This is a genomic window from Acinetobacter sp. TUM15071 (assembly GCF_008980925.1).
GTDB classification, from domain to species: Bacteria; Pseudomonadota; Gammaproteobacteria; order Pseudomonadales; family Moraxellaceae; genus Acinetobacter; species Acinetobacter dispersus.
The window spans coordinates 67818-82973 of the sequence record NZ_BKGB01000007.1 but is presented as its reverse complement, the minus strand read 5'-3'; the positions used below and the strand labels follow the sequence as shown (position 1 = coordinate 82973).

General features: G+C 40.2%; 14 protein-coding genes. 6 read left to right on the top strand and 8 right to left on the bottom strand.

The genetic code is table 11. The annotated features are described in order from the left end of the window. Positions 1-9: 9 nt before the first annotated feature. From GBI66_RS08525 to GBI66_RS08510, 4 genes are all read left to right on the top strand, one after another. The gene (locus tag GBI66_RS08525; RefSeq protein ID WP_151715786.1) at positions 10-900 is read left to right on the top strand and encodes a LysR family transcriptional regulator; all 891 of its coding nucleotides are present in this window, start codon (positions 10-12) and stop codon (positions 898-900) included. 114 nt (positions 901-1014) lie between these two features. Then, the gene (gene tal / locus GBI66_RS08520) at positions 1015-2004 is read left to right on the top strand and encodes a transaldolase (RefSeq protein ID WP_151715785.1); all 990 of its coding nucleotides are present in this window, start codon (positions 1015-1017) and stop codon (positions 2002-2004) included. A gap of 72 nt (positions 2005-2076) precedes the next feature. After that, on the top strand, positions 2077-2727 hold the full coding sequence (gene leuE, locus GBI66_RS08515; RefSeq protein WP_005189642.1) for a leucine efflux protein LeuE: 651 nt from the start codon (positions 2077-2079) through the stop codon (positions 2725-2727). Between the two features lie 108 nt (positions 2728-2835). Beyond that, positions 2836-4014 (top strand): benzoate/H(+) symporter BenE family transporter, encoded by a 1179-nt coding sequence (locus tag GBI66_RS08510; RefSeq protein WP_151715784.1) that lies wholly within the window; start codon positions 2836-2838, stop codon positions 4012-4014. A 35-nt stretch (positions 4015-4049) separates the two neighbouring features. On the opposite strand, the gene GBI66_RS08505 is transcribed toward GBI66_RS08510, so the two are convergent. The 6 genes from GBI66_RS08505 to pepN all read right to left on the bottom strand — a co-directional run bounded on the left by GBI66_RS08505 (position 4050) and on the right by pepN (position 11686). Next, positions 4050-5882, bottom strand: coding sequence for a monovalent cation:proton antiporter-2 (CPA2) family protein (locus GBI66_RS08505; RefSeq protein ID WP_151715783.1), 1833 nt, complete (start codon positions 5880-5882; stop codon positions 4050-4052). Between the two features lie 115 nt (positions 5883-5997). Next, positions 5998-6717, bottom strand: a complete 720-nt coding sequence (locus GBI66_RS08500; RefSeq protein WP_151715782.1) for an MgtC/SapB family protein — start codon at positions 6715-6717, stop codon at positions 5998-6000. A gap of 56 nt (positions 6718-6773) precedes the next feature. Beyond that, positions 6774-7466: a hypothetical protein gene (locus GBI66_RS08495; protein ID WP_151715781.1), complete on the bottom strand. Its 693-nt coding sequence runs from the start codon at positions 7464-7466 to the stop codon at positions 6774-6776. Positions 7467-7776: 310 nt separating this feature from the next. Next, on the bottom strand, positions 7777-8214 hold the full coding sequence (locus GBI66_RS08490; RefSeq protein ID WP_005189657.1) for an RDD family protein: 438 nt from the start codon (positions 8212-8214) through the stop codon (positions 7777-7779). 67 nt (positions 8215-8281) lie between these two features. Continuing rightward, positions 8282-8968 carry a dienelactone hydrolase family protein gene (locus GBI66_RS08485; protein ID WP_151715780.1) on the bottom strand — a complete coding sequence of 229 codons (687 nt, stop codon included), beginning with the start codon at positions 8966-8968 and terminating at the stop codon, positions 8282-8284. A gap of 111 nt (positions 8969-9079) precedes the next feature. Continuing rightward, a complete protein-coding gene (gene pepN / locus GBI66_RS08480; protein ID WP_151715779.1) occupies positions 9080-11686 on the bottom strand; it encodes an aminopeptidase N in 2607 nt (868 codons plus the stop codon). Between the two features lie 433 nt (positions 11687-12119). Here pepN and GBI66_RS08475 point away from each other — a divergent pair, with 433 nt between their 5' ends. Next, the gene (locus GBI66_RS08475) at positions 12120-12377 is read left to right on the top strand and encodes a hypothetical protein (protein ID WP_004652954.1); all 258 of its coding nucleotides are present in this window, start codon (positions 12120-12122) and stop codon (positions 12375-12377) included. Between the two features lie 58 nt (positions 12378-12435). Here GBI66_RS08475 and GBI66_RS08470 read toward each other — a convergent pair whose 3' ends face one another. Both GBI66_RS08470 and GBI66_RS08465 read right to left on the bottom strand, forming a co-directional pair. Next, positions 12436-12909, bottom strand: coding sequence for a DUF2147 domain-containing protein (locus tag GBI66_RS08470; protein ID WP_005189664.1), 474 nt, complete (start codon positions 12907-12909; stop codon positions 12436-12438). 217 nt (positions 12910-13126) lie between these two features. Further along, the gene (locus GBI66_RS08465; protein WP_005189667.1) at positions 13127-13603 is read right to left on the bottom strand and encodes a DUF2147 domain-containing protein; all 477 of its coding nucleotides are present in this window, start codon (positions 13601-13603) and stop codon (positions 13127-13129) included. A gap of 383 nt (positions 13604-13986) precedes the next feature. Between GBI66_RS08465 and GBI66_RS08460 the strand changes: the two genes are divergently transcribed. Further along, positions 13987-15147: a hypothetical protein gene (locus GBI66_RS08460; RefSeq protein WP_151715778.1), complete on the top strand. Its 1161-nt coding sequence runs from the start codon at positions 13987-13989 to the stop codon at positions 15145-15147. The last annotated feature ends 9 nt before the right edge of the window (positions 15148-15156 follow it).

Here is a 15156-nt window from a genome sequence, read left to right as displayed (position 1 = left end):
TTTTGACAGATGAATATTAATCAAGAACAATTACTCATGTTTCAAACCGTGATTGAAACAGGCTCTTTTTCTGCTGCGGCACGCAAGTTAGGCAAGGTCCCTTCTGCGGTCAGCATGTCCATTGCCAATTTAGAAATTGATCTCAATCTCAATTTATTTGAAAGGATTGGACGTGAACCCATTCCAACAGCTGCAGCAATGGTGCTGTATGAGAAAACTCAGCAACTGTTGATCGAAATGAATCAATGGAAACAACATGCCCATGCCTTAAGCACTGGACTTGAATCTACGCTGAATATTGTAGTGGTTTCTGAACTATTACACACCAACTGGACGGATTACATCACCCTGCTCGGGCAACACTTTCCAAATCTTGCCATCAACATCTTCTCTGCACCACAAGAAGATGCCCTACAGATGTTGCTTGATCAATCAGCCCAACTTGCTCTAATGTTTGAACGAGAGCAATTGGATAGCCGAGAACAATTTGTTGAGTTAAAGCGAGAAGCCTTGGTTCCCGTGATTGCTAAAAACCATCCTTTAGCTCAACTTGATCAAGTTTCATTTGAGCAAATGGTACAGACACGGCAAATCGTTGTGGCTAGCCGTGATAACACCATCAAACCCGAACTGCTTTATTCAAAAGACTATTGGCGAACAGATAACCATCACTCTGCAAGTATGATGATTGTTCGCAATTTAGGTTGGGGAGTTCTTCCTTTAGAAATGTTTAATGAAAACCCAGAGCTTAAGAAAAAGTTAAAAATCTTAGAGCTTTATGATTTCACACCAAAATTTGAATACTATGTTGATCTGGTGTGGAGTCGAGAAAGTGAGTTAGGTGCTGCAGCGAGATTCCTGATTGATCATATTCGTAAACAGCGTCAACATGCTCAGTAATATAAAGATAACCTTAAGGAATCACTCCACCAACAAAAGCGATGCTTTGCTTTCGTCTGGATTGTGTTATAAAAGAAATTACCAATAATATTGTTTATTAAGAACGCGATATCAATGACTCAGAACGCATTACACCAATTAAAAAATTTAACCACAGTTGTTGCCGATAGTAGTGATCTAGAAGCGATTGAAAAATTTCGCCCATTAGATGCAACAACGAACCCATCCCTGATTACTGCTGCTGCTGAACAACCAGAAAGCAAAGAATTGATTGAAGATGCATATACTCAAGCAAAGCAGGAAGGTTATCAAAGTGATGAGTTGATTGAACGCACCATTGATATTCTGACGGTGAAGTTTGGTGTTGAGATTTTAAAATTGATCGATGGGCGTGTATCCACTGAAGTCGATGCTTCATTATCTTATGACACTGAAGCAACCATTGCCAAAGCTCGTGAGTTGTCCAAACTTTATCAGGGTTATGGCATTGAACAATCTCGTATCCTGATTAAGATCGCGTCTACTTGGGAAGGTATCCAAGCAGCAAAAGTTTTAGAAGCCGAAGGTATTCCATGTAACCTGACTTTATTGTTTGGCTTACATCAAGCTCAAGCTTGTGCTGATGCAAAAATAACGCTGATCTCGCCTTTCGTAGGTCGTATCTTAGATTGGTATAAAAAAGCTGAAGGTGTGGAACAGTATCCGATCGCAAAAGATCCAGGCGTACTTTCTGTGAAAAAGATTTATAACTACTACAAGCAAAATGGCATCGCAACACAAGTGATGGGTGCTAGCTTCCGTAGTACTGCACAAGTACTTGGTCTCGCGGGTTGTGACTTACTCACCATTGCTCCAAATCTATTGGCCCAGTTGGAACAAGATCAACAAGTGATTGAAGCCCAACTCAGTGTTGAATCTGCCCGACAAGCTGAAAAAATAGAACGCGCTGCACAAAGTAAAGAAAGTTTCAAAGCTGAACTTGAGCAAGATTTGATGGCATTCCAATTACTGCAAGGCGGTATTGATGGTTTTATCAAGGCACGCGATCAGCTCAGTTTATTGCTGCGTCAATCTTTTGGTATTGATGCTGAAATCAAACCATAATTAGTCGATTTTTCACCTATAAAAACCGATTTTTGCTATATTAGCGAAAATCGGTTTTTTAATGAGTTCACTGTGTTCGGCATAACAGATTTAACCACATATATTATTGGTACAATCTTAATTGTGTTATTACCCGGTCCGAACTCGTTATATGTCATGTCCGTCGCATCTCGTTATGGTGTCCGTACGGGCTATGCTGCAGCTTGTGGGGTCTTTACTGGGGATTCGATTTTAATTCTGTGTACGGTCTTAGGCGCAGCTTCTTTACTCAAAGCCTTCCCGATTCTGTTTATTATTCTCAAATTAACTGGTGCTTGCTATCTTGCTTACTTGGGCTTTAAATTATTACAAGGTGCTTATCAAACATGGAATAAACCACCTCATCATGCCGAGTTAGCCGATCTGCCTAAGCTTGATCAAGTACATCCATACCGTACAGCACTTAGTATCAGTCTACTTAATCCTAAAGCAATCCTATTTTTCCTTTCTTTCTTTGTACAGTTTGTAGAACCTGACTACGCCTACCCTGCAATTAGCTTTTTAATGTTAGCACTGATTGTCCAGATTGTAAGTTTTAGCTATTTAACTGCCCTGATTTTCTCAGGGGTAAAACTTGCAGGCTTTTTCAAACATAATTACAAATTGGCAGCGGCAGGGATTTGTCTAGTTGGAATCTTATTCTTTGGTTTCGGTTTAAGACTGGCGACTTCAACTTTAACCTAGTACAGTTTTTGATTGAATGATCAATTTATTCAATCATTTTAGAACTACGATTTAAGACGCATTAACGATATACTTTTCAACAAATTTTAATCAAGTATAGATGCATAGATGCAACGTCTCATCCAAGATTTCTCAATTCCTGCCGTTTTTGCTGGCTTTATTACCTTCCTTATCGGGATTAGTGTTTCCGCAATCTTGGTAATCCAAGGCGCCCAGTCTTTAGGTGCAAATACAGCACAAATCAGTTCTTGGTTTTGGGCATTGGGACTTGCGATTGGTTTATCAGGTTTAATTCTGTCTTGGAAATACAAATACCCTGTTGCCACCGCATGGTCGACACCAGGGATTGCATTGATCATTGCCTCAACTGGACATTATGATCTCTATGAGGCGATCGGTGCTTTCCTCATCTGTGGTATTGCTATTGCCATTGTTGGCTTTTCAGGCATTTTCCAAAAGTTATTGGCACATATCCCACAAAGCTTAACATGTGCCATGCTGGCAGGGATCTTATTAAAATTTGGTATTCAGATTTTTAGCAGCTTAGAAAGCCATCTTGGTTTCGTACTAAGTATGTTGGTGATTTACCTTGTTTCTAAACGCTTATTTCCACGATACAGTATTGTGCTGACCGTGATTTTAGGTGCTGTCATTTGTCCATTGTTTATTGACTTTAAATTACAAGCAATCTCATGGTCACTGACTCAACCCATTTGGATGCAACCCTCATTCTCATGGTCCGCATTACTAGGGTTAGCCTTACCCTTGTTTGTGATTAATATGACTTCGCAAAACCTACCTGGTATTGCCATGATCAAAAGCTATGGCTATCACCCGCATGTCAATCAATTGGTCGGTTGGACAGGTGTTGCTCATGCTGCTTTTGCGCCTTTCGGCTGTTTCTCAATCAATTTAGCAGCAATTAGTGCTGCTGTCAGCTTAGATGATCAAGTTCACCCTGACCCAAGTAAACGTTATATTGCAGGTATTAGCTGTGGTCTGTTCTATATCATAATGGGGCTTTTTGCGGCAACTTTAGTTAGCCTACTGATGTCATTCCCACAGATCTTTATTGTGGCACTTGCTGGGATCGCTTTATTTGCGACAATTAGCCATAACATTGCAGTCGCTTTCTCCAATGTCGAAGAACGTGAAGCTGCGCTACTCACCTTTTTATGCAGTGCTTCTGGTGTCCAATTCTGGGGCATTGGCTCAGCGTTTTGGGGTTTATTACTAGGTATCTTCGTACTGATCTTATTTAGATTTAAAGCAAAAAATAAGCCTTAGATTGACTAAGACTTATTAGGGAATAGAATCAGTTGTTACTTTTCCTCTAGATCCTTTTGTGCTTCTTCATCATTTAAAATACGTGCTGCTTTTTTAGGACGAATTAATGGCGCTGTTGGACGCGGATGTGAATGTGTATATTGTAAGCCTACACCTGCATAGACATCATCCGCAGCGATTTCTGTTTCAAAACGCTCATCATCACGATCACGAATTTCATCCGTAATGCGTTGTACTTCGTCTTCATCAACGCCTAATTCTTGCAAGATCACGCCGCCAAATTTGATCGCAGACTCGAAGGTTTCTCGAATCATATAATCCACTTTATGCTTCACTAAATAGAGCGAATGTTCACGGTCATAAGAACGAACCAACAGTTTTGCTAATGGAAATTCATGGGTGACCAACTCGACAATCCGATTGGTGGTTTCTTTACTGTCTACGCAAACGACGATGGCTTGAGCGGAAGATGCACCCGAAGCATGCAGAATATCTAAACGACAACCATCACCATAATAAATTTTAAAGCCAAATTTCTCGGCGTTTTGAATCATGTCGATGTCATTATCAATGATGGTGACATCGACACCTCTTGCCAAAAGTAATTGACTGGTCACTTGACCAAAACGGCCAAAACCAATCATTAGCACACTACCGCTCAAACCTTCGGCAATGTTTACATTATCCAAATTAATCTCATCTTTGGTTTCAGTAAAACGCTTAAAGATAATGCCTAAAATTGGTGTCAGGACCATCGACAGCACCACAATCGCTGTGAGATTTGACTTCACCGAGTTGTCAATCACTTGAGCACTGACTGCGGCTGCAAACAGGACAAAAGCGAACTCACCACCCTGCGCCATCAATAATGCTCGATCTAAGGCCTCTGTATGTGGGCTCTTGGTGACACGTGCAACGATGTAAATCATCAGGGCCTTGGCAAACATCATGGCTAAAACACCACTGACAATCAGCTGCCAGTTCTGTGCAACCACAGACAAGTCCAGTGACATTCCAACACCAAGGAAGAACAAACCCAGTAACAAACCGCGGAAGGGTTCGATATCTGCTTCGATTTGATGTCTAAAGGTTGATTCAGATAACAATACCCCTGCAAGGAAAGCACCCATTGCCATTGATAAGCCGCTGACTTGCATCAACAATGCTGCACCTAAAACAACCAGCAGCGCAGCAGCTGTCATCACCTCTCGTGCTTTTGCCGCAGCCAACAGTCTAAACAATGGATTTAATAACCAATATCCTGCGGCAATTAAGCCTGCAATCGCAATTAAGCCAATCCCGATACTTTCTAAACGAGTTGAGGTCGTCTCAACCACATGATTAGGTGCCATAAAGGCAACTATTGCCAGTAACGGCACAATCAATAAATCTTCGAATAATAAAATTGCGACAATCTTTTGGCCTTGAGGCTGAGCGATATCACCGCGATCTCCCAACAGCTGCATCACAATAGCCGTGGAAGTCAGGACAAAACCAGCCGCACCGATAAAGGCAACTTGCCAAGTAAAACCAAACAGTAAGCCCACGCCAGTTAATGCCAAAGCACAGGCAACAATTTGCAAGGTGCCTAGTCCAAAGATTTCACGCCTTAAACTCCATAAATGTGAGGGCTGCATCTCCAGACCAATCACAAATAAGTACATTACAATCCCAAGTTCTGCAATGTGTAAGATCGAAGCCGAATCATGAAAAAATGCAAAACCAAATGGGCCAATAATCAGGCCTGCAATTAAATAACCAAGGACGGAACCCAAGCCAATACGTTTAAAAATTGGAACGGCAATTACAGCAGCGGCAAGCAAGACCACTGGCGCAATTAAACTGATTGAATGTGCTTCTGAACTCATACTGTTCTCATTGTTATCAAGCTGGCGTCATTTTATGTGAAACAATAGACGTTTTATATATCATTAATGAGACAATGTATCCCAGTGCAATGATATAGAAACGATTTCTAAGGGCTTAATTGATCGTATTTTTATCCCAAAATGCCTGTCGAATTTGCGGCATGGCATTCAGATGATTAGTAATATGCTGCGCTTCTTCTGCATCAATTGATGTAGCAATTAAAGTGACTTCAATTTCTACCTCTTTGTCACCAAAAGGCCTTACTTCAATATCTTTGGCAGGATAATTATGGTGTTGCAAGGTTAAATTCAATTCATCCATCACCACCTTACTCTGACTACGGTCACAAATAATATAGATGACATGTAAAACCTCGGTATCGTCATCAATTGGACGACGATCAATGGCATGAACAATCGGTCTCAATAAAGTATTTGCCGCTAAAATAAATGCAGTACCCAGTATCGCTTCAATGATTAGGTCAGAACCAGCAGAAGCACCAACAGCTGCTGAACACCATAATGTCGCAGCTGTATTTAACCCATGAATATTACCTTCTTGGCGCATAATCACACCTGCACCCAAGAAACCAATGCCTGAAACGACATAGGCAATTACACGGACTGCTCCTTCCGCACCGGTTAAGTTGGTTGCAATATCCACAAAGATTGCAGCTCCAACAGCGACCAGTACATTGGTTCTCAATCCTGCAGTACGCTGTCGGTACTGACGCTCAAAACCAATTAATGCACCGAGAATAAAAGCAACGGACAGGCTGACCAACGTGTCAGCAATATTTGATAAATCAATATTTTGTAAAAACTTTAATTGCATCTTACACCTATTTATTTTCAATCATTTTAAGGGTGGCTAAAGTGAATTTAAGGCAATTATGATGACGGCGTATAACTCAAACCAAGTCCAAACCAATGCTGTTTTAAACGATGTAGGCGATCGCCAAAGGAGGCTTCCAAAGTAAGGACATTGGGAATCAAACTATATTGCAACGCTGTCTGGAAAAATGGCGCTTGGCGATCTTGATTATATGTTTCAACTGTTACACCGACATGCTCGGTCAGCGTATAGGTTGAAGCAATTCCCCAGCGAACGAGACGCTCATCGGCCCGTTGATAACCGAGATTGGTATCCAATGCTAAACGTTGATCTAAAAGTTGAAAACTGACAGGAACATTCAAAAACCAGTTTAAATCCCCATGATGAGCAACATCATCACGGGATAGCTGTAAACTACTGGCAACGCCCCAGTCATTCTCCATTGGCTTTAAAATGCTTTTCGCTTGAACCGAAAAGCCATGAATCTGATCTTGATCTTTACTTGAGTGATAGCCCAAAGATACTTCTAAATTTTGATTGAGATTACAGGCAGGTACGACTTGATAAGACCAAGTGCCGTCTTTGTTATAGCTATAAGTACTTTCTAGCTGGCACTGCTGCGCTGCTGTAATAGAAACATCATCGGTGTTGATGAGTGGACCCGCCTTACTCTTTTGAGTCAGCAATAATCCACATAAAATAAATACGTTAAGAACAGCAAGCCATTGAATGGAAGCATGAAAAAACATAGGCTTCTCCCCATTTTAGGTGAGAAACTAAACAGGATGCAGTCAATACAATAAATTTTGTGGATACAGCAAAATTTTATAGGAGGGTTTAGATAATTTTTAGCAAAGCTATCTCATTGCAAGATAGCCGACCTTAATGGCTCGCTTGCTCAGTATTCGCTTTGGCTTAATCCTTTATTAAACCCGAACCTCGAACAACTTCCCATTTAGGATCTCCGTGAATAAACTCAACGGCATTATAGGACATGCGAATTGATTCACAAGCCCTATCTTATGAATTTTTTATTACATGATAAAATTTCGCTCTAAATTAAAGCTCTCTTACCACAACAGTTTTTGCCATTTTGTCGTGCCAGCCTTGCTTCTTAGAATCAAAAGCCACCCAGATTAAACCAATAAAAAAGACTAATGTTGCTGGGATATAGCCAATGTAGCGAATGATAGCCTGCCCGACAGTCACATTTTCACCCGTTTTTTCATCCAGCACTTTTAATCGAAGTAGACGCTTACCCGGTGTTCCTGCAAATTTAATCCAGCAGAAAATATAAAAGACTGCGGCGAGAATTTGCCAAATCCAATCTGCCGTAGACATAAATTGGAATGATGAAAAACCATCAGAAGCAACTGTGGTATTGCCACCACCAAAAATCATAGTTAATGGAATCATGGCAACCATCACAATGATTGAATCAATAATCGCAGCACCGAAACGTATCCAGAAGCCCGCGTATGCGTATTGTTGAGACATATATTCCCCTCACTTTTTTATTTCTATAAATGAATTTCAGTAAATAATAACCTGTTGTTCCAATGATTTATATTGTGTTTTGTTTTAATTCTCGCTCAAAGAAATCCACGGTCCGCTGCCACACGACTTGGGCCTCAGGCAAACCCCGACTCACGCTTCGGAAGCCATGTGGCATATTATAAGTGTAGGCTTCAACCCGATCACCCAATTGCTGGATCAATTTATTACGCTTGGTTGCTGGGCAAAATGGATCTACCGTTGACCAATGTCCCTGTAGAATGCGAACTTCATCCAGAGAATCTTTGTTTGGAACACCAGCACCTTGAATCCCCAGAGAATGATGATAAACCACAGGTGCTAACATATCTTCCCGCTTCGCCATCTGGATCACATAGCCGCCCGTTAAGCACTGCCCTAACATGCCTAAACGACCATTGGATCGAGGATCTGCCTTTAAGGCATCTAACAAGACATGAATTTCTTGATTAACTTCACTGTCAGCTGCATTGATACGTCCCGCTTTGCTTACCATGGCACGAATACAGTATTTAACTGCACCGCCACTAAATAGATTAGGCACATAAACCAAATAGCCACGATCTGCCAAGTCTTGAGCATCTTCACGGTAAACATCGAGAATGCCGAATAACTCATGCAGCAATAATATGGCTGGTGCTTTTTCCGAGCTTGATGAAGATGCATACACTTCAACTTCAATTTGACGTGTCGGTAATGTGATTGTTTTTATTTCCATGGCAGACATCCGTTGCGTTCGAATGATTTCCATACTATTTCTGACAATATTAATTGTCAAATAAAAAAGGATGCCTGACAGCATCCTTTTTTAATACATTTAACTAGCCTATTAAATACTTAATAAGCTGTTCAATGTTTCCACGACATTTTTAGATTTTACTTTAGGTTGCAATGCTTTAAGCGCTTGTTGCACCTGACTACGTTGTGGTTCAGCCAAGGTGTACCAACGTGATAGGACTTGTAATAAACGCGAACCTAAAATTGGGTTTTTCTCATCCAAATAAGCGGCAAGCTCAATAAAATGATCGACACCAAAGCTCCACGTATTCACTGGATTTGCTGCCAAACCACCACTTACGGCACGAATACGGTTTGGTGTACCCAAATCATAATCCGCATGTTTGGTGAGATATTCAATGGTTTCCGCTGTCGCACATGGATTTGAAGCTTGGATGCTAAACCACTGATCTAAAGACAAGGCTTCGTCTTTAAAACGATTATAGAAATCTGCAAGTGCAGCCTGCGCTTGCGGTGCATCATTCCAGACTAAAACACGTAATGCGCCTAAACGTTCAGACATATTGCCTGTTTGTTGATATTGGGTATAAGCCAAATCAAACACAGACTCATCACCTTGACGAGCCAACATATTCAGAGTGATATTCTTTAATGAACGCACGCCCATCGCCAAAGAAAACTCTTTTTGCTGGTCTGGATCTAAGGCCAAATAAGTATCTTTCCAGAATGAACCTAAATCTCGTGCTAAACGATCCAGCACAGCTTCACGCTTCTCACGAATCAATTCCGGCTCATAGTCTTGATCAATACGACTACCTAAATAGTTTTCACTTGGTACATCAAATAAACGCGATGCCAATAAAGGATCTTTATTCACTAAGTCTGGCAAGGTATTTTTAATTGCTTGAATATAGGTATCTACCTTATGGTCTTCTAAAAGAATACGTTCCAATAAAGTTTGTGTCGCTTGCCATTGGTTAAAGCCATTGGTTTCGTGCTGAATCAAGAAGGCAAGATCATCATTGGAATAATCAAAGACTAAATTCACAGGGGCTGAAAAATTACGTAATAACGAAGCGACAGGTTGCTCAGTCACATCTGTAAATTCAATTGTTGCTTCATCTTGATCAAATAAATACACGCCATCTTTGACCTCATTCACAAACAGATCAGTGCTGTGCAAGGTATATTGTTCACCTGTATTGGCATTAAATAATGCCAGAGCCACAGGAATTGGCACTGCCTTGAGGTTTGGATATTTTGGATGTGCTTTCAAGCTTTGTTTGAAGCTTAAACGATAAGTCTGTGCAGCAGCATCATATTCACCTTTAGCTTCTAACTTTGGTGTACCGGGTTGGTTATACCAGGTGAGGAAGTTAGATAGATCAACACCTGAACCTGCACTCAATGCCGCAACCCAGTCTTCAACTGTAACCGCTTGCCCATCATGACGCAGGAAATATTCATCAGTCCCTTGACGGTATTTTTCTTTACCCAATAATGTTGCCATCATGCGGTTGATTTCAGCACCCTTCTCATACACTGTCGCGGTATAGAAGTTGTTGATTTCGACAAAATGGTCTGGACGAGGCGGATGCGATAATGGACCAGCATCTTCAGGGAATTGATGCGATTTTAACACCGCTACATCGTCAATTCGTTGTACGGCTGCTGATTGTAAATCCTCAGAGAAAGACTGATCACGGAAAACCGTTAAGCCCTCTTTTAAACACAATTGGAACCAGTCACGACAGGTGATTCGGTTGCCTGTCCAGTTATGGAAATATTCATGTGCAATGACTGACTGTACTCGCATGATCGCAGCATCAGTGGTGTATTCCTCATCGGCAAGCACACATGAGGTATTAAAGATATTTAAACCTTTATTTTCCATTGCACCCATGTTGAACTGACTGACGGCGACAATCATGTAATTATCGAGATCGTAAGGACGACCATAATGTTCTTCGTCCCAACGCATCGAATGCTTTAATGCTTCCATGGCGATATGACATTTCGGAATATCTTTCTCGATTGCATAAATTTCTAAAGCAACATCACGACCTTCAGACGTGGTGTAACGATCTTTCAATACTGCCAAATCACCAATTACACAGGCAAATAAATAGCTTGGTTTCTTGGTCGGATCTTGCCAGATCGCAAAATGACGACCTTCACCAACCTCACCTGTTTCCAATAAGTTACCATTTGCAAGTAATACTGGATATTTCTTATCGGCCTCTACACGCGTGGTAAATTCAGCCAATACATCAGGACGGTCAGGATAGAAGGTAATTTTACGGAAACCTTCGGGCTCATTCTGAGTCACGAATAAATCACCCGCCTTGTATAAACCTTCAAGCTGCGTATTTGACTCAGGGTGAATCACCACTTGAATTTGCAAAATGACCTGATCTGGTGCATCTGTGATCACCAATTGCTCATCGTCTAAATCATATTGCGCTGCACTCAGGATTTGCCCATTCAGTTGAATCGACTTTAATTCAAGATCACGCCCCAAAAGCACCAAAGCACCAGTCGTTTGACGTTTCATCACTAAGGTTGAGTCAACAATCGTATGATCATCATAGACTTGGATATCTAAGTTAATTGATTCAACCAAGAAAGATGGTTTTTGATAATCTTTGAGGTAAATGGTTTGATCTGCTTGTACGGGAGGTTGTGCCGCAATATTCATCAGTATTCCTTATCTTTCATCATGTCGTTTAGATGGTCTTGTTGGCAAGACTTCTTGATTAAAGTCATTCGGTTGCACAAATCATGCCTTATTTCGCTTAAATTCTTGTGACAAATCACTTTGGTCACAAGCATCGGTGAAACTCTATCAGATCATACGCCAACTTATAAAACCTGTCTTTACGGCTCGGTATTAGTTTTAATAATTTTATTGGGTTTACTATTCAGGTTTTCAAATTTGATCTGCAAATTGCCCGATCATTTAGACAAAATTACAACATCGTTTTCCAATCTTAAATAAAAAATACAGAACCAATTGCGTTCTATCGCGCAACTTACATTTTTTTCCTGAGTTTTACATTTTGTGCACGGTTATTGCTTAACCCTATATGCCAATCTAGGTAAATACAATAAAACAAGTGAGGGTTATGACGATGGAATTAAAAGCACACCTATATCGTTTAGAAAATATCAAAGCAATCCATGATCTGGCTAAAGCTGGCGTCGATCATCATGTAATTTCAGTTTTTTTAACAGCAGAAGGAATTGAACTGACAACCTTAGAAGTGACTAATATCGTGAATACCTATGATGCACTTGGCAAAGAAAAACTGCCGAGTAAAAAAGTCCAAGCACTTATTGCAGCCAAAAAAATCGGTCAGGAGGACGAAAACTTACCATGCCCTGTTTAATCACTTACTTTAACCATAAAAAAACCTCGAAGCGAATTCGAGGTTTTTTTATTTTCGATTAAGGCGTTGCATTATCAGTACGTAACCACACAACAGTGCGACCCAGTGCTGAAACGCCCATATAGCCACGCATACGTAAACGTTTGCCTTCTCCAGTCACCACACCTTTGCCTTTATAGACACGGCCAGAAGTCGGCTCCAGAACGCGACCATCAATATATGAATCAGGCTTATTTGGATCTTCTTTAAAGCCCGATAAGATTTCTAGTCCAAGAATTGGCTTATTGGTGTTCGGTGCTGCACATTTGGTGCAATTCGTGAGTGCAATGCCATGAGAGTTTGGATAACGATAAACAATCTTCCCATGATAACGGCCGTCATTTCCTTTACGGATTTCTACAATTGAGAGTTGTTCACCAGTACGTTCTTCGATACTTTTCCAGTAGCCTTCAATAGAAGCAGCGAAAGTCGTTGCGCTTGCACAAGCAAGAGTGAGCCCCATGATTCCATTCATGAGCATTCGATTTAGCATATTAACCCCGTCTTAAAAAAGTAACCTATTCATCTTTATAGGTTTAATGCACGGAAATTATCACACTTTTATCTAAGTTACACTGTACGCTAGCGTTCATTTGTATAAGAAATAACTGATCTAACCGCTCAATCTAACACCAACGCATATATTCTTTAGTACAAATAAAAAAGCCCAAACGAGTCGTTTAGGCTTTCTAAAAAACAATACTATTTAATTAAGGATTGGCACTATCGGTACGAATCCAGACTTGGGTACGCCCAAGCGCAGAAATCCCCATATAGCCACGCATACGTAAACGCTTACCATCAGCACTCAGTTGCGCTTTGCCCTTATAGATATTACCTGTTTTGGGTTCCAGTACGCGTCCATCAATATATTGATTTGGATTCTTCGGATCTTCTTTTAAGCCCCAAGCAATTTGTAAACCTTGAATTGGTTTGTTCTTAAATGGTTCAGGGCATTTCACACAATGCGTCAAAACCGTGCCACCACCAGGAACAGGATAGCGATATACAATTGTTCCTGTATAGGTATTATCTGGTTTCTTCTTAATTTCTACGATTGAAAGTTGCTCGCCTGTACGATCATCAATACTTTTCCAAAACCCTTCAGGTGTGGAAGCAAAACTAATTGTCGTGAACAATCCCAAGGAGATGCCCATGAATCCTTTCATGAGTGAGTTTCTTTGCATAATAAGCTCCGTAATGCAAAATCGATCCGTCTGTCATTCCATTTTTATTCTAATGCTCAGTAACAGTCAACATAGCTAAGTCATATTTAACTATCTAAAATTAAATAAAATTTTAATTAGTTCACATATTTTAATATTAATGCTTTCCACTATACGTTACAGATTTAAATCCAGGTGACAATGCGAGCAAATTTAGAAAATCCGATCTAGCTGCACATTTTAGGACATGCATAATTGCTACTGACATTTGCTTTAATTTTGATATAAATTTCATCCAATTCAGTCACATTTTGATCTTAGTTCTATTCCATCTATAAACTTTGCATCACTCTGCTAGCACAGCATGTATAATTCTCTTTTTAATGGTCATAGGTTTAATATCAATGGATTTACAGATTCTACAGAAACAGTTAGATGAAAGTAGCCATTGCCCTCTGTGCCAAGCCTCCATGTTTTGGGTTGAAGCCGAACAATACAATCAAGAGTTTCAGTTTCACGAATGCAGCCACTGCCAGCATCGTGTCTTTAAAAGTGACAGCAAGCTGAATTGTCATTGCGCGCAATGTACAGCGCAACGGAAAAAACAAACCCAACAAACAATTTTGCAAGAACAACGCAAATACAAAATTAAAGACGAAGTAATTTATAGCCTGAATCAACTCAGCTTTTTACATAAATTATTCTTATTGAGTCTTTTGGACAGTTATGCCCGTGAAGATGTACAACATGACGAATTGATTCATTGGAAAAATATTAAATATCATGATTTTACTCCCAACTATTTATTCCAGAACCATTTAGCCCAAGAGTTATTAAAATTAGGGGTGTTTAAGCCACAAAATGATAATTTGGAAACTGAACATTTTTATCTCAATCTCCGACTCGATGGTTATTCAGACCCGAGCCTGTTTAGTGTCACGCATCAGTTACGCCAATGGTTCTATGAAAATCTCAGTTTAGGCGTTCCATTTAAAACCACAGATGAAGTAAAAGACGCGCTTTATTTGGTGCTTTATCAAGAAATCGTACAATTTATGCAGTTTTACTGTCGTACTTGGGGCATTCAGATTGCAGGAAATCGTAGCTTCCAAGCTTTTTGCTATCGTTTAATGGAAGGCTTAGCTGTAGGCCAAATTTTTTATTTGATCCAAACCGCATTGGAATATCTCTATAAACAAAAGGCCTTACAGCCAAGAAATGATAAGTTTATCAACACCAACTTGCTGAAAAAAACACTGGAACAATATCGTGAGCGCGCACTCGCAGAACGTTGGGAAACCACTACACTACCAAGACCCTACACCATCCCATTTAGCAAAATGAGTGAAGTACTGCTGTTTAAGTTTTTGGGTTATGACGAAAGTATTTTTATTCAGCCTGTTTGGAAGTCTTGGCGAAAAATCGAACCTCGATTAAATTTCTATTCAGTTAAACGCTGTATGTATTGTGGTTCAAACGATTTAATTGTCGATTATGATGCGAAAGATTATGTCTCTTTGATCTGTCGTCGCTGCAAACATCAAGATCATTATTTCACACGCTAAAACAGTAAT